Genomic DNA, 19648 nt, shown 5'->3' with positions numbered 1-19648 from the left:
ACCTGCACGGGCGTGGAAATGTTCCGCAAGCTGCTGGACCAAGGTCAAGCAGGCGACAACGTCGGTATTCTGCTGCGCGGCACGAAGCGCGAAGATGTCGAGCGCGGCCAAGTGCTGTGCAAGCCGGGTTCGATCAAGCCGCACACGCACTTCACGGGCGAGGTCTACATCCTGTCGAAGGACGAAGGCGGCCGTCACACGCCGTTCTTCAACAACTACCGCCCGCAGTTCTACTTCCGTACGACGGACGTGACCGGCTCGATCGCCCTGCCGGAAGGCAAGGAAATGGTCATGCCGGGCGACAACGTGTCGATCACCGTCAAGCTGATCGCCCCGATCGCCATGGAAGAAGGTCTGCGCTTCGCTATCCGTGAAGGCGGCCGTACCGTGGGTGCTGGCGTCGTTGCCAAGATCCTGAAGTAAAAGGCGGATCGATGCGCTGTTCGTCGTAAGGGGCGCAGCGCATCGCCTGTTGCATCGCTCTTTCAATTTACCGGCGGCCTGGCCGCCATGCTCTTTAAGGAAACATCATGCAGAACCAGAAGATCCGTATCCGCCTGAAAGCTTTCGACTATCGCCTGATCGACCAGTCGGCCGCTGAAATCGTCGAGACCGCCAAGCGCACCGGCGCGATCGTCAAGGGCCCGGTGCCCCTGCCGACCCGCATCCAGCGTTTCGACGTTCTGCGTTCGCCGCACGTCAACAAGACCAGCCGCGACCAGTTCGAAATCCGCACGCACCAGCGCCTGATGGACATCGTCGACCCGACGGACAAGACCGTCGATGCGCTGATGAAGCTGGACTTGCCGGCTGGCGTGGACGTCGAGATCAAGCTGCAGTAAGCAACACAACGCTGCCGGGCCACTCCGGTAACGGGCAAGCGGCGAGCCAAGTGCTCGCCGTTTTGCTTTTGAGCACTGGATGTTGCATCGCACACGACGTCCGGACCGCCATCCGGCAATCGCTCTTGCATATTGTTCGTAACCCGGATATATTGTAGGGCTACCCCTTTAGTCGGGGGAGTGGGCTGGCCATTTGGCCTCGCGCTGTCTCTTTAGGCGCAGTCCAGTTCAAGATTCGTAGTATCAATCAGCCCCGGCCAATCGCAGCTGGGAATGGAGCAAACCATGAGCCTTGGCCTTGTAGGTCGCAAGGTTGGCATGACCCGTATTTTCACGGACGACGGCGATTCGATTCCCGTTACCGTGCTCGAGGTCGGCGACAACCGCGTGACGCAAATCAAGACGGACGAGACCGACGGTTACACCGCGGTTCAAGTCACCTTCGGCACCCGACGCGCCAGCCGCGTCACCAAGCCGCTGGCGGGTCATCTCGCCAAAGCCGGCGTGGAAGCGGGCGAAGTCATCAAAGAATTCCGAGTGGATGCCGCTCGTGCCGCTGAATTCCAGCCTGGCGCGAACATCAGCGTCGACCTGTTCGAAGTCGGTCAAAAGATCGACGTCCAGGGTGTGACGATTGGTAAGGGCTACGCCGGTACCATCAAGCGTTACCACTTCTCGTCGGGCCGCGCCTCGCACGGTAACTCGCGCTCGCACAACGTGCCGGGCTCGATCGGTATGGCGCAGGATCCGGGTCGTGTGTTCCCGGGTAAGCGCATGACCGGTCACATGGGTGACGTCACCCGTACCGTTCAAAACCTGGAAATCGCCAAGATCGACGCAGAGCGCAAGCTGCTGCTGGTCAAGGGTGCGATTCCGGGCGCCAAGGGCGGTCAAGTCATCGTCACGCCGGCCGTGAAGGCCCGCGCCAAGAAGGCATAAGGAGCAAACGCATGGAACTGAAGCTGCTCCAGGACAACGGTCAACTCGGCGCCGGCGTTGCTGCCTCGCCGGAAGTCTTCGGCCGTGACTACAACGAAGCCCTCGTTCACCAAGTCGTCGTCGCTTACCAAGCCAACGCTCGCAGCGGCAACCGTAAGCAGAAGGACCGTGAAGAGGTCAAGCACACGACCAAGAAGCCGTGGCGTCAAAAGGGTACGGGCCGCGCCCGTGCAGGTATGAGCTCCTCCCCGCTGTGGCGCGGGGGTGGTCGTATCTTCCCGAACAGCCCGGAAGAAAACTTCTCGCAGAAGGTCAACAAGAAGATGTACCGCGCCGGCATGCGCTCGATTTATTCGCAGCTTGCCCGTGAAGGTCGCATCAACGTCGTTGACAGCCTGTCCGTCGACGCGCCCAAAACCAAGCTGCTGGCCGACAAGTTCCGCGCCATGGGCCTGGATTCGGTGCTCGTGATTACCGATAACCTGGACGAAAACCTCTTCCTGGCATCGCGCAACCTGGCGCACGTGCTCGTGGTTGAGCCGCGTCACGCCGACCCGCTGTCGCTCGTGCACTACAAGAAGGTGCTCGTGACCAAGGCAGCCGTCGCGCAGATCGAGGAGTTGCTGAAATGACGCAAGTTGCCAAGAACGACCATCGCCTGATGCAGGTGCTGCTGGCGCCTGTGGTGTCTGAAAAGGCAACCCTGGTGGCCGAGAAGAACGAACAGGTCGTGTTCGAAGTGGCTCGCGACGCCAACAAGGGCGAAGTGAAGGCTGCCGTCGAACTGCTGTTCAAGGTCGAAGTTGAGTCCGTCCAGATCCTGAACCAGAAGGGCAAGCAAAAGCGCTTCGGTCGCTTCATGGGTCGTCGTGATCACGTGAAGAAGGCCTATGTTTCGCTGAAGCCGGGCCAGGAAATCAATTTTGAAGCGGAGGCCAAGTAATCATGGCACTCGTCAAAACCAAGCCGACATCGCCGGGCCGCCGCTCGATGGTGAAGGTCGTTAACCCCGACCTTCACAAGGGCGCGCCGCACGCTCCGCTGCTGGAAAAGCAAATCCAGAAGTCGGGTCGTAACAACAACGGCCACATCACCACGCGTCATAAGGGCGGTGGTCACAAGCATCACTATCGCGTCGTCGACTTCAAGCGTAACGATAAGGACGGTATCCCGGCCAAGATCGAACGCTTGGAATACGATCCGAACCGTAGCGCCAACATCGCGCTCGTGCTGTTCGCTGACGGCGAGCGCCGCTACATCATCGCCCCGAAGGGCGCTGTGGTTGGCCAAGCCATCGCTAACGGCTCGGAAGCGCCGATCAAGGCCGGTAACAACCTGCCGATCCGCAACATTCCGGTCGGTACGACAATCCACTGCGTGGAAATCCTGCCGGGCAAGGGTGCTCAAGTTGCCCGTTCGGCTGGGACGTCCGCCGTGCTGCTGGCTCGCGAAGGCATCTACGCTCAAGTGCGACTGCGCTCGGGTGAGGTGCGCCGCGTGCACATCGAGTGCCGCGCGACCATCGGTGAAGTCGGCAACGAAGAACACAGCCTGCGCCAGATCGGTAAGGCCGGTGCAACTCGTTGGCGCGGTATTCGCCCGACCGTTCGCGGTGTGGTGATGAACCCGGTCGATCACCCGCACGGTGGTGGTGAAGGTAAGACTGCTGCTGGCCGTGATCCGGTGTCCCCGTGGGGCACGCCGACCAAGGGCTACCGCACCCGTCGTAACAAGCGCACTGACAGCATGATCGTTCAGCGCCGTCACAAGCGTTAATCGGTAGGTAGGAGCTTAGATATGACTCGTTCCGTAAAAAAGGGTCCTTTCATTGACGCCCACCTGCTGAAGAAGGTTGAGGCGGCGGTGCAAACGAAGGACAAGAAGCCCATCAAGACGTGGTCGCGTCGTTCGACCATTCTGCCGGACTTCATCGGCCTGACGATCGCCGTTCACAACGGCCGTCAGCACGTGCCCGTGTATGTCACGGAAAACATGGTTGGCCACAAGCTCGGCGAATTTGCGCTCACGCGTACGTTCAAGGGCCACGCTGCCGACAAGAAAGCGAAGCGATAAGGGGCAATCATGGAAGTTAAAGCGATTCATCGCGGCGCCCGTATCTCCGCACAGAAGACGCGGCTGGTTGCTGACCAGATCCGCGGCCTGTCGATCGAGCGCGCGCTCAACGTGCTGACGTTCAGCCCGAAGAAGGCGGCTGGCATCGTGAAGAAGGTGGTTGAGTCCGCCATCGCGAACGCCGAGCACAATGAAGGCGCCGACATCGACGAGCTGAAGGTCAAGTCGATCTACATCGACAAGGCTACGTCGCTCAAGCGCTTCACGGCGCGTGCAAAGGGCCGTGGCAACCGCATCGAGAAACAAACCTGTCACATCACTGTGACGCTGGGCAACTAAGGGGTCACGATGGGACAGAAGATTCATCCGACTGGCTTCCGTCTGGCTGTCAGCCGTAACTGGGCATCGCGTTGGTACGCGAGCAACACCCAGTTTGCCGGCATGCTCAAGGAAGACATCGAGGTTCGCGAGTTTCTGAAGAAGAAGCTGAAGAACGCGTCGGTGGGCCGCGTGGTCATCGAGCGTCCGGCCAAGAATGCTCGTATCACCATTTACAGCTCGCGTCCGGGCGTGGTGATCGGCAAGAAGGGCGAGGACATCGAACTGCTGAAGGCTGAGCTGCAGCGTCGCATGGGCGTGCCCGTGCACGTGAACATCGAAGAAATCCGCAAGCCGGAAGTCGATGCACAGCTGATCGCCGATTCGATCACCCAGCAGCTCGAGCGCCGCATTATGTTCCGTCGCGCAATGAAGCGCGCGATGCAGAACGCGATGCGTCTGGGTGCCCAAGGCATCAAGATCATGAGCTCGGGCCGTCTGAACGGCATCGAAATCGCCCGTACCGAGTGGTACCGCGAAGGCCGTGTGCCCCTGCACACGCTGCGCGCCGATATCGACTACGGCTTCTCCGAAGCGGAAACCACCTACGGCATCATCGGTGTCAAGGTGTGGGTGTACAAGGGTGACCACCTTGGTCGCAACGACGCACCCGTCGTGGAAGAGCCGCAAGAAGAGCGTCGCAAGCGTCCGGGTCGCCCGGAAGGTCGTCGCCGTGAGGGCGAAGGTCGCCCGGCCGGTCAGCGCCGCGGTGCTGGTGCAGGTGCCCGTCGTGGCGCCGACGCCAAGACTGGAGAATAAACATGCTGCAACCTAAGCGCAGGAAGTACCGCAAGGAGCAGAAGGGCCGTAACACCGGTATCGCGACGCGCGGCAACGCAGTCTCGTTCGGCGAATTCGGTCTGAAGGCGATGGGCCGTGGCCGTCTGACGGCGCGTCAGATTGAGTCGGCCCGTCGTGCGATGACCCGTCACATCAAGCGTGGCGGCCGCATTTGGATCCGGATTTTCCCGGACAAGCCGATCTCGAAGAAGCCTGCCGAAGTCCGTATGGGTAACGGTAAGGGCAACCCGGAATACTACGTGGCTGAAATTCAGCCGGGCAAGATGCTGTACGAAATGGACGGCGTTGGCGAAGAACTGGCACGCGAGGCTTTCCGCTTGGCCGCTGCCAAGCTGCCGATCGCGACCAGCTTCGTGGTGCGTCAGGTCGGAACGTAAGGAGCACACACCATGAAAGCATCCGAACTGCGCGACAAAGATGTCGCCGGGCTGAACCAGGAGCTCTCCGAGCTGCTGAAGGCCCAATTTGGCCTGCGCATGCAAAAAGCGACGCAACAGCTGCAGAACACCAGCCAGCTGAAGAAAGTGCGTCGTGACATCGCGCGTGTCCGCACCGTGCTGGGCCAGAAGGGGAACCAGAAATGACTGAAGCCGCAACGTCCCTGAAGCGCACGCTCGTCGGTCGCGTTGTCAGCAACAAGATGGACAAGACCGTCACGGTCCTGATCGAAAACCGCGTCAAGCATCCGCTGTACGGCAAGTACGTGGTGCGCTCGAAGAAGTACCACGCGCACGACGAAGCCAACCAGTACAACGAAGGCGACAAGGTTGAGATCACCGAATCGCGTCCGCTGTCCCGCACGAAGTCGTGGGTGGTGTCGCGTCTGCTTGAAGCTGCACGCGTGATCTAAAACAACAGCGGAGTAGTTTGCTGTTGCAAGGCCGAGATTATGTGATATAGTCTCGGTCTTTCCCTTTGTGAGGGTGGCCGGCAAACCTGCTGGCGGCTCAAGTGAGGGGAAAAGCGAATGGGCCAGGCGGCAATCGCCGTCGGGCAGCTACCGACTTCAAGTTGATCAACCCAATCGCAGTTGGCGCAATGCCAGCAGCCGGCGGGACCAAGACTGATCGCCTCTGCGCATTGTGCGCTTGGCGAATTAAGTTGGGACGAGAACACCATGATTCAGACAGAAAGCCGGCTCGAAGTGGCCGATAACACGGGTGCGCGTGAAGTCATGTGCATCAAGGTGCTGGGCGGTTCGAAGCGCCGCTACGCCAGCGTCGGCGACATCATCAAGGTCAGCGTCAAGGATGCTGCCCCGCGTGGTCGCGTGAAGAAGGGCGATATCTACAACGCCGTGGTGGTGCGTACCGCTAAGGGCGTGCGCCGTCCTGACGGCTCGCTCATCAAGTTCGACGGCAATGCCGCCGTGCTGCTGAACACCAAGCTTGAGCCGATCGGCACCCGCATTTTCGGGCCGGTCACTCGCGAACTCCGTACCGAGCGCTTCATGAAGATCGTGTCGCTCGCGCCGGAAGTGCTGTAATCGGAGGCCGCATGAACAAGATTCGCAAGGGCGATCGCGTCATCGTCCGTACCGGTAAAGACAAGGGCAAGCAAGGTACCGTGCTGGCCGTGCTGGCCGAGCATGTGACGGTTGAAGGCGTGAACGTTGCCAAGAAGCACGTGCGCCCGAACCCGATGCTGGGTACGACGGGTGGTGTGGTCGACAAGGTCATGCCCATCCATATTTCGAACGTTGCGCTCGTGGATGCCAATGGCAAGCCGTCGCGCGTCGGCATCAAGGTTGAAGGCGGCGTGAAGACGCGCGTGCTGAAGACTACCGGTGCTGCCGTCGGCGCTTGATTCTGGGCAATAGAGAGGAGTTGAGCATGACTGCACGTCTGCAAGAGTTTTACAAAGAAAAGGTTGTGCCCGAACTGATCAAGCAGTTTGGTTACAAGTCCGTGATGGAAGTGCCGCGCATCACCAAGATCACCCTGAACATGGGTCTTGGCGAAGCCATCAATGACAAGAAAGTCATTGAGCACGCCACGGGCGACCTGATCAAGATCGCTGGCCAGAAGCCCATCGTGACGAAGGCCCGCAAGGCTATCGCCGGCTTCAAGATCCGCCAGGGTTACCCGATCGGCACGATGGTCACGCTGCGTGGCCAACGTATGTACGAATTCCTGGATCGCTTCATCACTGTGTCGCTGCCCCGCGTGCGCGACTTCCGTGGTGTGTCCGGCAAGGCGTTCGATGGTCGTGGCAACTACAACATCGGTGTGAAAGAGCAGATCATTTTCCCCGAGATTGAATACGACAAGATCGACGCACTCCGTGGTCTGAATATCAGCATCACGACGACTGCGAAGAACGACGAGGAAGCGAAGGCGCTCCTCAACGCGTTCAAGTTCCCGTTCCGTAATTAAGGGGTTACCGTGGCTAAATTGTCTCTGATCGAACGCGAGAAGAAGCGTGCCAAGCTCGTGGCCAAGTACGCTGAGAAGCGCGCCGCTCTCGAAGCCATCGTGGCCGACCAAAGCAAGTCGGAAGAAGAGCGCTACGAAGCGCGTCTGAAGTTGCAAGCGCTGCCGCGCAATGCAAATCCGACTCGTCAGCGCAACCGCTGCTCGATCACCGGTCGTCCCCGCGGTACGTTCCGTAAGTTCGGCCTGGCGCGTAACAAGCTCCGCGAGATCGCCTTCAAGGGCGAGATCCCGGGTCTGACGAAAGCCAGCTGGTAATCACGCACAGGCTACAGGAGAAACAGTATGAGCATGAGCGATCCGATCGCCGATATGCTGACGCGTATCCGCAACGCGCAAGCGGTGGAAAAAGCGTCGGTGGTCATGCCGTCGTCGAAGCTGAAGGTGGCAATCGCCAAAGTCCTGAAGGACGAAGGCTACATCGACGAATTCGCCGTGACCGAGCAGGGTGGCAAGTCCACGCTGACGATTGGTCTGAAGTACTACGCTGGCCGTCCGGTCATCGAGCGCCTGGAGCGCGTCTCGAAGCCTGGTCTGCGTGTGTACAAGGGCCGTAATGAAATCCCGCAAGTGATGAACGGCCTGGGTGTCGCCATCATCTCGACCCCCCAGGGTCTGATGACGGACCGCCGCGCCCGCGCAACCGGTGTCGGTGGCGAAGTCATTTGCTACGTCGCCTAAGGGAGGGGAACCATGTCTCGCGTAGGTAAGGCTCCCATCGCGCTGCCCAAGGGCGCAGAAGTCAATTTCGCAGGTGGTCTGCTGACCGTTAAGGGCCCGCTGGGCACTCTGACGCAGCCGATTCACTCGCTTGTCAAGGTCAACACCGACAACGGCACGATCACGTTCGCGCCGGCAGATGAGTCGCGTGAAGCCAATGCGCTGCAAGGTACGATGCGCGCCCTGACGGCCAACATGGTCAAGGGTGTGACGACGGGCTTCGAGCGCAAGCTGAACCTGGTCGGCGTGGGTTACCGTGCATCGGTTCAGGGCACTGCTCTGAAGCTGCAACTCGGTTTCTCGCACGACGTGATCCATGAGATGCCGGAAGGCGTGAAGGCGGAAACGCCGACGCAGACCGAGATCATCATCAAGGGTTCGGACAAGCAAAAAGTTGGTCAGGTCGCCGCTGAAGTGCGTGGTTATCGTCCGCCGGAGCCCTACAAGGGCAAGGGTGTGCGCTACGCCGATGAGCGTGTGATCCTGAAGGAAACCAAGAAGAAGTAAGGGTGCACATCATGAACAAAAATGACTCGCGTCTGCGCCGTGCACGTCAGACCCGCCTGAAAATTGCGGAACTGAGCGTCGCCCGTCTGGCTGTGCACCGTACGAACCTGCACATTTATGCGCAGGTCTTCTCGGAAGATGGCACCAAGGTCCTGGCTTCGGCCTCGACGGCGGAAGCCGAAGTCCGCAAGGAACTGAACGGCAACGGTGGCAACACCGCTGCTGCCACCCTGGTGGGTAAGCGTATCGCTGAGAAGGCGAAGGCTGCCGGCATCGAAGCCGTGGCGTTCGATCGCTCGGGTTTCCGTTATCACGGTCGCGTAAAGGCTCTGGCCGACGCGGCACGCGAAGCTGGCCTGAAGTTCTAAGCCGGCATAGAGGATATCGTCATGGCAAAAATTCAACCTAAGGTCCAAGGGGACGAACGCGACGACGGTCTTCGCGAGAAGATGATCGCGGTCAACCGTGTGACCAAGGTGGTCAAGGGCGGCCGGATTCTCGGTTTCGCCGCTCTGACTGTGGTCGGCGACGGCGACGGCCGTATCGGCATGGGCAAGGGTAAGGCTAAGGAAGTGCCTGTGGCCGTGCAGAAGGCAATGGACGAAGCCCGTCGCAAGATGGTCAAGGTCCCGCTGAAGAACGGTACGCTGCAGCACGAAGTGGTTGGCAAGCATGGCGCCGCAAAGGTGCAGATGATGCCCGCGAAGGACGGTACTGGCGTGATCGCCGGTGGTCCGATGCGCGCTATCTTCGAAGTGATGGGCGTGACGAACATCGTGACCAAGTCGCACGGTTCGACCAATCCTTACAACATGGTGCGCGCAACGCTGGATGGCCTGCGCAAGATGAGCACCCCGGCCGAAGTTGCCGCCAAGCGTGGCAAGTCGGTCGAAGAGATCCTCGGCTAAGCCGAAGGGATAGGTGAACGATATGTCGCAGAAAACCGTGAAAGTCCAACTCGTGCGCAGCCTGATCGGTACGCGCGAAGACCACCGCGCCACGGTGCGCGGCCTGGGCCTGCGCCGCATGAACTCGGTGTCCGAATTGCAGGACACGCCCGCAGTGCGCGGCATGATCAACAAGGTGTCCTACCTGGTCAAGGTCATCGGCTAAGGCAAGACGGAGAAGAACATGCAACTGAATAACCTGAAGCCGGCAGCCGGCTCCAAGCACGCCAAGCGCCGCGTGGGTCGCGGTATTGGTTCGGGCCTGGGCAAGACGGCTGGTCGTGGTCACAAGGGTCAGAAGTCGCGTTCGGGTGGTTTCCACAAGGTCGGCTTCGAAGGCGGCCAGATGCCCCTGCATCGTCGTCTGCCCAAGCGTGGTTTTACCTCGCTGACCAAGGAATTCACCGCTGAAGTGCGTCTGGGCGACCTCGCGGGCCTGCCGATCGAGGAAATCGATCTGCTGTCCCTGAAGCAAGCCGGCCTCGTTGGCGAGATGGTCAAGAGCGCCAAGGTGATCTTGTCGGGTGAAATCGACAAGAAGGTCACTCTGAAGGGTATCGGCGCGACGGCTGGGGCGAAAGCCGCAATCGAAGCAGCTGGTGGCTCGCTGGCCTAATAGCCTGCTGTTTCACACTGACGGAGCATCCGTTTGGCCACGGCGAAACCTAATGTGATGGCCCAGGCCAAGAACACGGCCAAATACGGCGATCTTCGCCGTCGGCTGGTGTTCCTGGTTCTGGCACTGCTGGTGTACCGGATCGGCGCGCACATTCCTGTGCCTGGCATCGACCCGGATCAACTGGCGCAGCTTTTCCAACGGCAGTCGGGCGGCATCCTTGGGATGTTCAACCTGTTCTCCGGCGGCGCGCTGTCGCGTTTCACGGTGTTTGCGCTGGGGATCATGCCGTACATCTCGGCGTCGATCATCATGCAACTGCTGACGATCGTGCTGCCGCAGCTGGAATCGTTGAAGAAGGAAGGCCAAGCCGGCCAGCGCAAGATTACGCAGTACACGCGCTACGGTACGGTCGTCCTGGCAACGTTCCAGGCGCTGGGGATTGCAGTGGCGCTTGAAGCGCAGCCGGGTCTGGTGCTGGATCCGGGTCTGATGTTCCGGGCCACCGCAGTGATTACGCTGGTGACGGGCACGATGTTCTTGATGTGGCTGGGTGAGCAGATCACCGAGCGCGGTCTGGGCAACGGGATCTCGATCATCATTTTTGGCGGAATTGCTGCGGGCCTCCCCAACGCGATCGGCGGATTGTTCGAGCTGGTGCGTACGGGTTCGATGGGGATTTTCTCAGCGATCCTGGTGGTGGCGATTATCGGTGCGGTGACGTTTGTGGTCGTGTTCATTGAACGCGGCCAGCGCAAGATCCTCGTCAACTACGCCAAGCGGCAAGTTGGTAACAAGATTTATGGCGGACAGTCGTCGCATCTGCCGCTGAAGTTGAATATGGCTGGGGTGATTCCGCCGATCTTTGCGTCGTCGATCATTCTGTTCCCAGCTACGATCGCGGGCTGGTTTACAGCCGGTAACTCGACGAATCCGGTCGCACGGGTCGTCAAGGATCTGGCAGCAACGCTGTCGCCGGGTCAGCCGGTGTACATCCTGCTGTATGCAGCGGCGATCATCTTCTTCTGTTTCTTCTACACCGCGCTGGTCTATAACAGCCGCGAAGTGGCGGATAACTTGAAGAAGAGTGGTGCGTTCATCCCGGGCATCCGTCCGGGCGAGCAAACCACGCGGTATATCGACAAGATTTTGGTGCGTTTGACCCTGGCGGGTGCGATCTACATCACGCTGGTGTGTCTGTTGCCAGAGTTCTTGGTGCTGCGTTGGAATGTGCCGTTCTACTTCGGTGGGACGTCCCTGTTGATCATCGTGGTCGTCACGATGGACTTCATGGCGCAAGTGCAGTCCTACGTGATGTCTCAGCAGTACGAGTCTTTGATGAAGAAGGCGAATTTCAAGGGAAACCTGACGCTCCGCTAGGAGTGATCGCACGAACCTGAAGGGACATGGCTAAAGATGACGTGATCCAGATGCAGGGCGAGGTGCTGGAAAACCTCCCCAACGCAACGTTTCGCGTCAAGCTAGAGAACGGCCACGTAGTGTTAGGCCATATTTCCGGCAAGATGCGCATGCATTACATCCGCATCTTGCCCGGGGACAAGGTGACGGTCGAATTGACCCCGTATGATCTGTCCCGCGCGCGCATCGTATTCCGGGCGAAGTGAGCGGACTGGAATTGAAGGAAGAGGAAAATCATGAAAGTGCTGGCTTCTGTTAAGCGCATTTGCCGCAACTGCAAAATCATCAAGCGCAAGGGCGTGGTGCGTGTGATCTGCTCGTCGGACCCGCGTCATAAGCAGCGCCAAGGCTAATTTCGCAAAGAGGATTGACGAATGGCACGTATCGCAGGGGTCAACATCCCCAACCACAAACATACCGTGATTGGCCTGACGGCGATCTACGGTATCGGCCGCTCGCGCGCTCAGAAGATTTGCGAGGCTACTGGTATCCCGACCGACAAGAAGGTCAAGGACCTGACGGATCCGGACCAGGACGCGCTGCGTAAGGAAATCGAGAAGTTCCTCGTCGAAGGCGACCTGCGCCGTGAAACGACGATGAACATCAAGCGCCTGATGGATCTGGGCTGCTACCGTGGCGTGCGCCATCGCAAGGGCCTGCCGATGCGTGGTCAGCGTACCCGCACCAATGCCCGTACCCGTAAGGGTCCGCGCAAGGCCGGCGTCGCGCTCAAGAAGTAATCCGTCGGGTAAAGGATAGGAACTATGGCAAAAGCAGCGAATACCGCCGCCCAGCGCGCGCGTAAGAAGGTTCGCAAGAACGTCGCCGACGGCATCGCGCACGTTCACGCGTCGTTCAACAACACGATCATCACGATCACCGACCGTCAGGGCAACGCTCTGTCGTGGGCGACGTCGGGTGGCCAAGGCTTCAAGGGCTCGCGTAAATCCACGCCTTTCGCTGCTCAGGTGGCAGCCGAGAGTGCTGGCCGCGTGGCGCAGGACCAAGGCATCAAGAACCTGGAAGTGCGCATCAAGGGCCCGGGCCCGGGTCGTGAGTCGGCGGTGCGTGCACTGAACAATCTGGGTATCAAGATCCAGTTGATCGAAGACGTGACGCCGGTGCCGCACAACGGCTGCCGTCCGCCGAAGCGTCGTCGTATCTAAGTGATTCGACCGGCCTCTCCAGTTGCTGGCGAGGCTGGTCTGCGGGTGCTATACTCGCTCGCTTGCCTGTCTTCCGAATTTTCCGGAAGGCGGGTTTTGTCTTTTCATAAGCCCACTGTTCGCTGCGGTCCTGTTGTTGGGGCTGAGCGGCGGACCATCCGCGGCCGTGCGCCACGGATGACTGATAACGAAGGAACATAACGTGGCACGCTATACCGGTCCCAAGGCGAAACTGTCTCGCCGCGAAGGTACTGACCTTTTCCTGAAGAGCGCACGCCGCTCGCTCGCCGACAAGTGCAAGCTGGACAGCAAGCCTGGTCAGCACGGCCGCACTTCCGGCGCCCGCACCTCCGACTACGGTAACCAACTGCGTGAAAAGCAGAAGGTCAAGCGCATCTATGGCGTGCTGGAGCGTCAATTCCGCCGTTACTTCGCCGAAGCCGATCGCCGCAAGGGCAACACGGGTGAAACCCTGCTGCAATTGTTGGAATCGCGCCTGGATAACGTCGTTTACCGCATGGGCTTCGGCTCGACCCGCGCAGAAGCGCGTCAACTGGTGTCGCACAAGGCGATCCTGGTGAACGGCCAAGCTCTGAACGTGCCGTCGGCTCAGGTCAAGTCGGGCGACGTGATTGCCATCCGCGAAAAGTCGAAGAAGCAAGTGCGTATTGCGGAATCGCTGTCGCTGGCCGAGCAGACTGGTTTCCCGATCTGGGTTGCCGTGGACGCCAAGAAGATGGAAGGCACCTTCAAGCAAGCCCCGGATCGTGCGGATATCGCTGGCGACATCAACGAAAGCCTGATCGTCGAACTGTATTCGCGTTAATGACGACGCCCGTACTTCAAAGTGCGGGCTCGTGCGCCTTCTGGGGACGCTCATCGTCAACGATATTGTGTTCACGCGCCTGCGATATTTGGGCGCCGATCCAATCCGAATCGTTACGTGCCGCAACGCGATTGCGGCATGTGCGTCTTCCGTCGCAACGTCCGCGATGGAACCTTTCCAGTCCAATCCGTCAGCCTTATCGGTGTAACGAGCCGAGGGTATTGAAATAGGACAACCTAATGCAAACAGCACTCCTGAAGCCCAAAATTATTGCGGTTGAGCCGCTTGGCGATCATCACGCGAAGGTCGTCATGGAACCGTTCGAGCGAGGCTACGGCCACACGCTCGGTAACGCGCTGCGCCGCGTGCTGCTGTCGTCGATGGTTGGCTATGCTCCGACCGAAGTCACGATCGCTGGGGTCGTCCACGAGTATTCCACCATCGATGGCGTGCAGGAAGACGTCGTCAACCTGCTGCTGAACCTGAAGGGCGTGGTGTTCAAGCTGCACAATCGTGATGAAGTCACGGTGTCGCTGCGCAAGGAAGGTGAGGGTGTGGTGACCGCCGCCGATATCGAGCTGCCGCACGATGTCGAGATCATCAATCCGGGTCACGTGATCGCCAACCTGTCGGCCGGTGGCAAGCTGGATCTGCAGTTGAAGGTCGAGCAAGGCCGCGGCTATGTGCCGGGCAACGTGCGCAAGTTTGGCGATGAGTCGAGCAAGGTTATCGGCCGTATCGTGCTGGACGCGTCGTTCGCACCGGTGCGCCGTGTGTCGTACGCGGTGGAGTCTGCACGTGTGGAGCAGCGTACCGACCTCGACAAACTGGTGATGAACATCGAGACCAACGGCGTGATCTCGCCGGAAGAGGCGATTCGCCAGTCGGCTCGCATCCTGGTTGATCAGCTGTCGGTGTTCGCCGCGCTGGAGGGCACCGAAAGCGCTGCGGAGGCCGCCGCTGCTCGTGCGCCGCAGATCGATCCGATCCTGCTGCGCCCGGTCGACGACCTGGAACTGACGGTGCGTTCGGCCAACTGCCTGAAGGCCGAGAACATCTATTACATCGGCGACCTGATCCAACGTACCGAGAACGAACTGCTCAAGACCCCGAACCTGGGTCGCAAGTCGCTCAACGAGATCAAGGAAGTCCTCGCATCGCGTGGCCTGACGCTCGGCATGAAGCTCGAGAACTGGCCGCCCGCAGGTCTCGAGAAGTAAATCGTAATCGTCGGCCGGTGCGTGAGCATCGGCCGGTTTTCTCGCCATCTCCGTTTTGGGTGGCTTATTGTTAAGGCTACCGGCCCGCGCCACGCCGCGTTGTACACGTGGCGGCGATAGAAGAGCTGGTCAAACACTCCTAAGAAGGAATCATCATGCGTCACCGTCATGGTTTGCGGAAACTGAACCGCACCTCGTCGCACCGTCTCGCGATGCTGCGCAACATGTCCAACTCGCTGCTGCAGCACGAGCTGATCAAGACCACGCTGCCGAAGGCCAAGGAACTGCGCAAGGTTGTCGAGCCGCTGATCACGCTGGCCAAGAAGGACACCGTCGCAAACCGCCGTCTGGCATTTGCCCGCCTGCGCGATCGCGACATGGTTACCAAGCTGTTCAACGAACTGGGCCCGCGTTTCGCGACCCGTCCGGGCGGCTACACCCGTATCCTGAAGTTCGGCTTCCGTCAGGGCGACAATGCGCCGATGGCGCTGGTCGAGCTGCTCGACCGTCCGGAAGTTGCCGAAGCTGTGGAAGTCGACGGCGCTGCCGAGTAAGGTCAGCCCAGGTTTGCCGGCGCGACATGGCGTCGCGTTGGCCAAGCCCAAGAATGCGTGCTCCGGCGCGCATTACAATGAAGCCAGGATTCGCATCCTGGCTTTTTTGTTGCCCGCTTTCGGTGTTCTAGCTGTCAGCGTGCATCCCTGGAGTACCTATGTCCGCCGGAACCGAAGTACTGCTCGTGCTGACCAATTTGCCCGACGCCGATAGTGCGGATCGCGTAACCAAGGTCGTGCTGGAATCTCGTGCAGCGGCATGCGTCAATCGCTTGCCGGCTTGCGCGTCGACGTACTGGTGGAATGGTGCGATCGAGCACGCCGCCGAGATCCCGCTGCTGATCAAGACCACGCACGCAGCCTACCCGGCGTTGGAGCTGGCGTTACGCAAGGCGCATCCATACGAGATCCCCGAGATCATCGCTGTACCGGTGGCAGCAGGCTTGCCGGCGTATCTTGCGTGGGTGGCCAACGAAACGCGCCAGCCTTCCAATTGATGTTCGAGTGCCGTTGATATGACCCTTTTTCCGTTCGCGTCCGTCCGACGTGTCGTCCAGTTGGTGATGTTGCTCGTCGCAGTGGCGACGCTGCCCATGCGCGCGCTTGCTGCTGACGATTTCCTGCCACCCGAGCAGGCATTCCGCTTCGCCGCCAAACAGGTCGACAGCCAGACCGTCGAAGTGAGGTTCGCTATTGCCGACGGCTACTACATGTATCGCGAGCGCTTCGCGGTGGCGGCGGATCCGGCGACCGTCACGCTGGCACCCCCTGACATGCCGGCAGGCAAGGTCAAGTTTGACGAGACGTTCAACAAGGACGTCGAGACCTACCGGCATGACGTTGCATTCCGTGTGAAAGCCCAGAACGCCAGTGCGCCTTTCACGCTGATCGTCACGTCGCAAGGGTGTGCAGATCAGGGCCTGTGCTATCCGCCGATGAAGAGCCGTTTCCTGGTGGAGCCCGCCGCCTCGTTGTCGGGCATGTCTTCCGCGGGCGGTGGCGATGCCAGTTCCGGGGATATCCTCGGCCGCATCGCCAGCACGCTCGGCAGCGGCAATCTTGGAGCGATTGCGGCGTTGTTCTTTGGGCTCGGGCTGCTGCTGACCTTCACGCCGTGCGTGCTGCCCATGCTGCCGATCTTGTCGGCGATCGTGGTCGGCGAACATGCGACGCGCTCGCGTGCAGCAATCGTGTCGACGGCTTACGTGCTCGGTATGGCCGTCGTCTATACCGCCGTGGGTGTGGCAGCCGGTTTGGCCGGGCAGGGGCTGCAAGCCGCGCTGCAGAATGCGTGGGTGCTGGGCGCGTTTGCTGTCTTGATGGTGGCGCTGTCGCTATCGATGTTCGGGCTGTATGAACTGCAATTGCCGGCGGCTTGGCGCGATCACCTGACAAAAGCTTCCAGCAAGCATGGCGGCGGCGAGATTGTGGGAGCCGTCGTGATGGGCGCGCTGTCGGCGTTGATCGTGTCCCCGTGTGTGACGCCGGCGTTGGCGGGTGCGCTGGCCTACATCGCGCAGACGGGCAACGCAGCCATCGGGGGCATGGCGTTGTTTGCGATGTCGATCGGCATGGGCGTGCCGCTTGTGCTCGTAGGTGTGGGGGCGGGCAACTTGCTGCCGCGTGCTGGCCATTGGTTGATCGTCACCAAAGCGGTGTTCGGTTTCATCCTGCTGGCGGTGGCGCTGTGGATCGTGCAGCCGGTGTTGCCGGCCTGGGCGGTGATGGTCGCGTGGGGTGGGTTGTTGATCGGTGCGGCCGTGTTTCTGCGGACGTTCGATTCGCTGCCGGATGGCGCGGGCAACGTGCAGCGCTTGGGCAAGGTTGCGGGTGTGGTGCTCGCGCTGGCGGGGGCGGCGCAACTGGTCGGTGTCGCCGCCGGAGGCCGCGATCCGCTGCAACCGCTGGGCGGACTGATTCGCGCATCGGCGGGCACGTCCGCGCAAGCGGAAGCACGCGGCGTGATATTCAAGCGCGTGAAGAGCATCGCCGAACTCGACACCGAAGTGCGCAACGCGAGCGCATCGGGGCGTGCGGTGATGCTCGATTTCTACGCCGACTGGTGCGTCAGCTGCAAAGAGATGGAGCGCCTGACCTTTACCGATGCGCGGGTGCACAAGGCGCTTGCCGATGTGGTGCTGCTGCAGGCCGACGTGACGGCCAACAACGCTGATGACCAAGCCTTGCTCAAACGCTTCGGCCTGTTCGGTCCGCCCGGCACGATCTTCTTCGATGCGCAGGGTCGCGAACTGAAGGCGCGTGTGGTTGGCTTTGAGCGCGCCGACACGTTCCTGGAAAGCCTGCGCCGCGCGATCGGCGCGACACAGGCAGTCAAGCCGACGGCCTGATTACGCGCGCAGCAGGCGTGCGGCGTCCAGCGCAAAATATGTCAGGATGCCGTTCGCCCCGGCGCGTTTGAATGCCAGCAGCGATTCCAGCACGACCTTGTCGTGATCCAGCCAGCCGTTCTGCGCGGCGGCTTTCAGCATCGCATATTCACCGCTGACCTGATAGACATACGTCGGAAAGCGGAACTCATCTTTCACGCGGCGCACGATGTCGAGATATGGCATGCCGGGCTTGACCATCACCATGTCGGCCCCTTCGGCGATGTCGAGCGCCACTTCGCGCAGTGCTTCGTCCGAGTTGGCCGGATCCATCTGGTAAGTCATCTTGTTGCTCTTGCCCAGATTGGCAGCCGAGCCCACCGCGTCACGGAACGGGCCGTAGAACGCCGAAGCGTACTTTGCCGCGTAGGCCATGATGCGCGTGTGGATGTGGTCGTCATTCTCCAGCGCCAGGCGAATCGCGCCGATACGGCCGTCCATCATGTCGGATGGCGCGACGATGTCCACGCCTGCCGCAGCCTGCACCAGCGCCTGGCGCATCAGGATATCCACCGTCTCTTCGTTGAGCACATAGCCGTTGGCGTCGAGCACGCCGTCCTGGCCATGGCTCGTGTACGGATCGAGCGCCACATCGGTCAGGATGCCCAATTCAGGGAAGCGCGCCTTGAGCGCCTTTACCGCGCGCGGGATCAAGCCGTCGGCATTGGTGGCCTCGATACCATCCGGCGTTTTGAGCGAGGGCTCGATAACGGGGAAGAGTGCAAGCACCGGAATGCCAAGCTGCACGCACTGCTCGGCGACGCTCAGCAATACATCGATCGACACGCGCTCGACACCCGGCATCGACGGCACGGCCTGTCGCACATTCGTGCCTTCGAGGATGAAGACCGGGTAGATCAGGTCGTCAGCAGTGAGGCGCGATTCGCGCATCATGCGGCGGGAGAAATCGTCGCGGCGCATGCGGCGCGGACGATGGTCGGGGAAGCTCGCGATCATTTCAGCAGACCCTAAGAACACACTGTGAAGTTTCGAAACCTTTGTCGCGATTATCCATCCTATGCACGGACAATGCGCCAGCGACGCTGATGCAGCGTTCCCCGCGGCTCCTCCCTGACGCGGGTTCCCATCGATGGCTCGATGGGGTCGTTACCCCCGTTGCGTGTTTGGCGACGGGGTTTTTTTTGCCTGCTCGGCTTGCGGCTCGGGCTCCAGCGCCTCCGGCAGGCACAGCCAGCCTGCGACAATTCGCTGCGCCTCTTCGATGCCGCGACGCTTCAGGCTGGAGAACAACTGCACCGTGAGCGAAACATCGCCGTCGATCTGCGCGCGGTAATCGGCCAGCACCTTGCGTGCGGCCATGAGTGCGCGCGAGGCATCGTTGTTGGTCAGCTTGTCCGCTTTCGTGAGCAGCACGTGGATCGGCTTACCTGTCGGCAGGAACCACTCGACCATCTGGCAATCGAGGTCGGTAAACGGGCGGCGCGCGTCCATCATGATGACGAGGCCGGCGAGCTGCTGGCGCGCCTTGACGTAGTCGCCCAGAAGATGAACCCAGTGCGATTTGGTCTCGCCGGGCGCTTCGGCATAGCCGTAACCGGGCAGGTCGACCAGGAAACCGAGCGGGTCCTCCGCCTTGGCGGGCATCACCGAGAAATAGTTGATGTGCTGCGTGCGGCCAGGCGTCTTGCTGGAAAAGGCGAGCCGCTTCTGATTGCACAGGATGTTGATCGCGGTGGATTTGCCTGCGTTGGAGCGGCCCGCAAACGCAACTTCCGGCACGGCGGTCGCCGGTAAATCACGCAGATGATTGACGGTGATGAAGAAACGGGCTTGATGCAGGAGCGACATGCGCGGCAGTAC

34 protein-coding genes are annotated in these 19648 nt (G+C 60.6%); 32 read left to right on the top strand and 2 right to left on the bottom strand.

Translation table 11 applies throughout. From position 1 onward, the window contains the following. The 32 genes from ACTJK4_RS22900 to dsbD all read left to right on the top strand — a co-directional run. On the top strand, positions 1 to 423 hold a 423-nt coding region (locus ACTJK4_RS22900), incomplete at its 5' end, for an EF-Tu/IF-2/RF-3 family GTPase (RefSeq protein ID WP_440819059.1). Between the two features lie 107 nt (positions 424 to 530). Further along, positions 531 to 842, top strand: coding sequence for a 30S ribosomal protein S10 (rpsJ, locus tag ACTJK4_RS22895; RefSeq protein WP_004634473.1), 312 nt, complete (start codon positions 531 to 533; stop codon positions 840 to 842). Positions 843 to 1127: 285 nt separating this feature from the next. Further along, complete coding sequence (gene rplC / locus ACTJK4_RS22890) at positions 1128 to 1781, top strand: 50S ribosomal protein L3 (protein ID WP_024977883.1); 654 nt, start codon at positions 1128 to 1130, stop codon at positions 1779 to 1781. A gap of 11 nt (positions 1782 to 1792) precedes the next feature. Then, positions 1793 to 2413 carry a 50S ribosomal protein L4 gene (gene rplD / locus ACTJK4_RS22885; RefSeq protein ID WP_004634475.1) on the top strand — a complete coding sequence of 207 codons (621 nt, stop codon included), beginning with the start codon at positions 1793 to 1795 and terminating at the stop codon, positions 2411 to 2413. Further along, the gene (gene rplW, locus ACTJK4_RS22880) at positions 2410 to 2724 is read left to right on the top strand and encodes a 50S ribosomal protein L23 (RefSeq protein WP_004634476.1); all 315 of its coding nucleotides are present in this window, start codon (positions 2410 to 2412) and stop codon (positions 2722 to 2724) included. Before rplD ends, rplW begins: the two co-directional genes overlap by 4 nt. A gap of 2 nt (positions 2725 to 2726) precedes the next feature. Next, positions 2727 to 3557, top strand: coding sequence for a 50S ribosomal protein L2 (gene rplB, locus ACTJK4_RS22875; protein WP_004634477.1), 831 nt, complete (start codon positions 2727 to 2729; stop codon positions 3555 to 3557). Between the two features lie 21 nt (positions 3558 to 3578). Beyond that, complete coding sequence (gene rpsS / locus ACTJK4_RS22870; protein ID WP_004634478.1) at positions 3579 to 3854, top strand: 30S ribosomal protein S19; 276 nt, start codon at positions 3579 to 3581, stop codon at positions 3852 to 3854. 9 nt (positions 3855 to 3863) lie between these two features. Next, a complete protein-coding gene (gene rplV / locus ACTJK4_RS22865) occupies positions 3864 to 4193 on the top strand; it encodes a 50S ribosomal protein L22 (protein ID WP_004634479.1) in 330 nt (109 codons plus the stop codon). A gap of 9 nt (positions 4194 to 4202) precedes the next feature. Beyond that, on the top strand, positions 4203 to 4991 hold the full coding sequence (gene rpsC / locus ACTJK4_RS22860; protein ID WP_009241892.1) for a 30S ribosomal protein S3: 789 nt from the start codon (positions 4203 to 4205) through the stop codon (positions 4989 to 4991). A gap of 2 nt (positions 4992 to 4993) precedes the next feature. After that, positions 4994 to 5410: a 50S ribosomal protein L16 gene (gene rplP / locus ACTJK4_RS22855; RefSeq protein ID WP_003264123.1), complete on the top strand. Its 417-nt coding sequence runs from the start codon at positions 4994 to 4996 to the stop codon at positions 5408 to 5410. Between the two features lie 12 nt (positions 5411 to 5422). Continuing rightward, positions 5423 to 5617, top strand: a complete 195-nt coding sequence (gene rpmC / locus ACTJK4_RS22850; protein ID WP_004634481.1) for a 50S ribosomal protein L29 — start codon at positions 5423 to 5425, stop codon at positions 5615 to 5617. Then, the gene (rpsQ, locus tag ACTJK4_RS22845; RefSeq protein ID WP_004634482.1) at positions 5614 to 5883 is read left to right on the top strand and encodes a 30S ribosomal protein S17; all 270 of its coding nucleotides are present in this window, start codon (positions 5614 to 5616) and stop codon (positions 5881 to 5883) included. The genes rpmC and rpsQ overlap by 4 nt, the downstream gene beginning before the upstream one ends. Positions 5884 to 6150: 267 nt before the next feature. Beyond that, positions 6151 to 6519: a 50S ribosomal protein L14 gene (gene rplN / locus ACTJK4_RS22840; protein WP_003264129.1), complete on the top strand. Its 369-nt coding sequence runs from the start codon at positions 6151 to 6153 to the stop codon at positions 6517 to 6519. 11 nt (positions 6520 to 6530) lie between these two features. After that, complete coding sequence (gene rplX, locus ACTJK4_RS22835) at positions 6531 to 6839, top strand: 50S ribosomal protein L24 (RefSeq protein WP_009241893.1); 309 nt, start codon at positions 6531 to 6533, stop codon at positions 6837 to 6839. A gap of 26 nt (positions 6840 to 6865) precedes the next feature. Then, entirely contained in the window at positions 6866 to 7408 is a 543-nt protein-coding gene (gene rplE / locus ACTJK4_RS22830) for a 50S ribosomal protein L5 (RefSeq protein WP_009241894.1), read from the top strand. Between the two features lie 9 nt (positions 7409 to 7417). Next, positions 7418 to 7723: a 30S ribosomal protein S14 gene (gene rpsN / locus ACTJK4_RS22825; protein WP_004634486.1), complete on the top strand. Its 306-nt coding sequence runs from the start codon at positions 7418 to 7420 to the stop codon at positions 7721 to 7723. A gap of 27 nt (positions 7724 to 7750) precedes the next feature. Further along, complete coding sequence (gene rpsH / locus ACTJK4_RS22820) at positions 7751 to 8146, top strand: 30S ribosomal protein S8 (RefSeq protein ID WP_004634489.1); 396 nt, start codon at positions 7751 to 7753, stop codon at positions 8144 to 8146. 12 nt (positions 8147 to 8158) lie between these two features. Then, positions 8159 to 8692, top strand: a complete 534-nt coding sequence (rplF, locus tag ACTJK4_RS22815) for a 50S ribosomal protein L6 (protein WP_004634491.1) — start codon at positions 8159 to 8161, stop codon at positions 8690 to 8692. A gap of 11 nt (positions 8693 to 8703) precedes the next feature. Beyond that, positions 8704 to 9060, top strand: a complete 357-nt coding sequence (rplR, locus tag ACTJK4_RS22810; protein WP_004634492.1) for a 50S ribosomal protein L18 — start codon at positions 8704 to 8706, stop codon at positions 9058 to 9060. A gap of 21 nt (positions 9061 to 9081) precedes the next feature. Further along, positions 9082 to 9600, top strand: a complete 519-nt coding sequence (gene rpsE / locus ACTJK4_RS22805; protein WP_004634493.1) for a 30S ribosomal protein S5 — start codon at positions 9082 to 9084, stop codon at positions 9598 to 9600. A 22-nt stretch (positions 9601 to 9622) separates the two neighbouring features. Then, complete coding sequence (gene rpmD, locus ACTJK4_RS22800) at positions 9623 to 9805, top strand: 50S ribosomal protein L30 (RefSeq protein WP_003264137.1); 183 nt, start codon at positions 9623 to 9625, stop codon at positions 9803 to 9805. Positions 9806 to 9823: 18 nt separating this feature from the next. Then, the gene (rplO, locus tag ACTJK4_RS22795) at positions 9824 to 10255 is read left to right on the top strand and encodes a 50S ribosomal protein L15 (RefSeq protein ID WP_024977880.1); all 432 of its coding nucleotides are present in this window, start codon (positions 9824 to 9826) and stop codon (positions 10253 to 10255) included. Between the two features lie 57 nt (positions 10256 to 10312). Continuing rightward, positions 10313 to 11635 (top strand): preprotein translocase subunit SecY, encoded by a 1323-nt coding sequence (gene secY / locus ACTJK4_RS22790; protein WP_009277656.1) that lies wholly within the window; start codon positions 10313 to 10315, stop codon positions 11633 to 11635. A gap of 26 nt (positions 11636 to 11661) precedes the next feature. After that, on the top strand, positions 11662 to 11880 hold the full coding sequence (gene infA, locus ACTJK4_RS22785) for a translation initiation factor IF-1 (RefSeq protein ID WP_003264140.1): 219 nt from the start codon (positions 11662 to 11664) through the stop codon (positions 11878 to 11880). Positions 11881 to 11910: 30 nt separating this feature from the next. Further along, positions 11911 to 12027: a 50S ribosomal protein L36 gene (rpmJ, locus tag ACTJK4_RS22780; RefSeq protein ID WP_003264141.1), complete on the top strand. Its 117-nt coding sequence runs from the start codon at positions 11911 to 11913 to the stop codon at positions 12025 to 12027. Between the two features lie 21 nt (positions 12028 to 12048). Beyond that, positions 12049 to 12414: a 30S ribosomal protein S13 gene (gene rpsM, locus ACTJK4_RS22775; protein ID WP_004634501.1), complete on the top strand. Its 366-nt coding sequence runs from the start codon at positions 12049 to 12051 to the stop codon at positions 12412 to 12414. A 24-nt stretch (positions 12415 to 12438) separates the two neighbouring features. Then, positions 12439 to 12840 (top strand): 30S ribosomal protein S11, encoded by a 402-nt coding sequence (gene rpsK / locus ACTJK4_RS22770; protein ID WP_003264143.1) that lies wholly within the window; start codon positions 12439 to 12441, stop codon positions 12838 to 12840. Positions 12841 to 13042: 202 nt separating this feature from the next. Next, the gene (gene rpsD / locus ACTJK4_RS22765) at positions 13043 to 13666 is read left to right on the top strand and encodes a 30S ribosomal protein S4 (RefSeq protein WP_092975823.1); all 624 of its coding nucleotides are present in this window, start codon (positions 13043 to 13045) and stop codon (positions 13664 to 13666) included. Between the two features lie 239 nt (positions 13667 to 13905). After that, positions 13906 to 14886, top strand: a complete 981-nt coding sequence (locus tag ACTJK4_RS22760; protein WP_004634508.1) for a DNA-directed RNA polymerase subunit alpha — start codon at positions 13906 to 13908, stop codon at positions 14884 to 14886. 155 nt (positions 14887 to 15041) lie between these two features. After that, positions 15042 to 15440 carry a 50S ribosomal protein L17 gene (gene rplQ, locus ACTJK4_RS22755; protein WP_024977878.1) on the top strand — a complete coding sequence of 133 codons (399 nt, stop codon included), beginning with the start codon at positions 15042 to 15044 and terminating at the stop codon, positions 15438 to 15440. A 158-nt stretch (positions 15441 to 15598) separates the two neighbouring features. Beyond that, positions 15599 to 15937 (top strand): divalent-cation tolerance protein CutA, encoded by a 339-nt coding sequence (gene cutA / locus ACTJK4_RS22750; protein WP_440475935.1) that lies wholly within the window; start codon positions 15599 to 15601, stop codon positions 15935 to 15937. A gap of 18 nt (positions 15938 to 15955) precedes the next feature. Continuing rightward, the gene (gene dsbD, locus ACTJK4_RS22745) at positions 15956 to 17788 is read left to right on the top strand and encodes a protein-disulfide reductase DsbD (protein WP_440819046.1); all 1833 of its coding nucleotides are present in this window, start codon (positions 15956 to 15958) and stop codon (positions 17786 to 17788) included. Here the strand turns inward: dsbD and hemB are convergent, their stop codons facing one another. Both hemB and yihA read right to left on the bottom strand, forming a co-directional pair. After that, positions 17789 to 18784, bottom strand: coding sequence for a porphobilinogen synthase (gene hemB, locus ACTJK4_RS22740; protein ID WP_232041193.1), 996 nt, complete (start codon positions 18782 to 18784; stop codon positions 17789 to 17791). It abuts the gene before it with no gap. Positions 18785 to 18934: 150 nt separating this feature from the next. Then, complete coding sequence (gene yihA, locus ACTJK4_RS22735; protein ID WP_045203015.1) at positions 18935 to 19636, bottom strand: ribosome biogenesis GTP-binding protein YihA/YsxC; 702 nt, start codon at positions 19634 to 19636, stop codon at positions 18935 to 18937. Positions 19637 to 19648: the final 12 nt, after the last annotated feature.

It is taken from the genome of Ralstonia sp. 22111, assembly GCF_052045895.1.
Classification (GTDB): Bacteria; Pseudomonadota; Gammaproteobacteria; order Burkholderiales; family Burkholderiaceae; genus Ralstonia; species Ralstonia wenshanensis.
The sequence above is the reverse complement of the archived record's forward strand: the minus strand, read 5'-3'. Positions and strand labels throughout refer to the sequence as shown.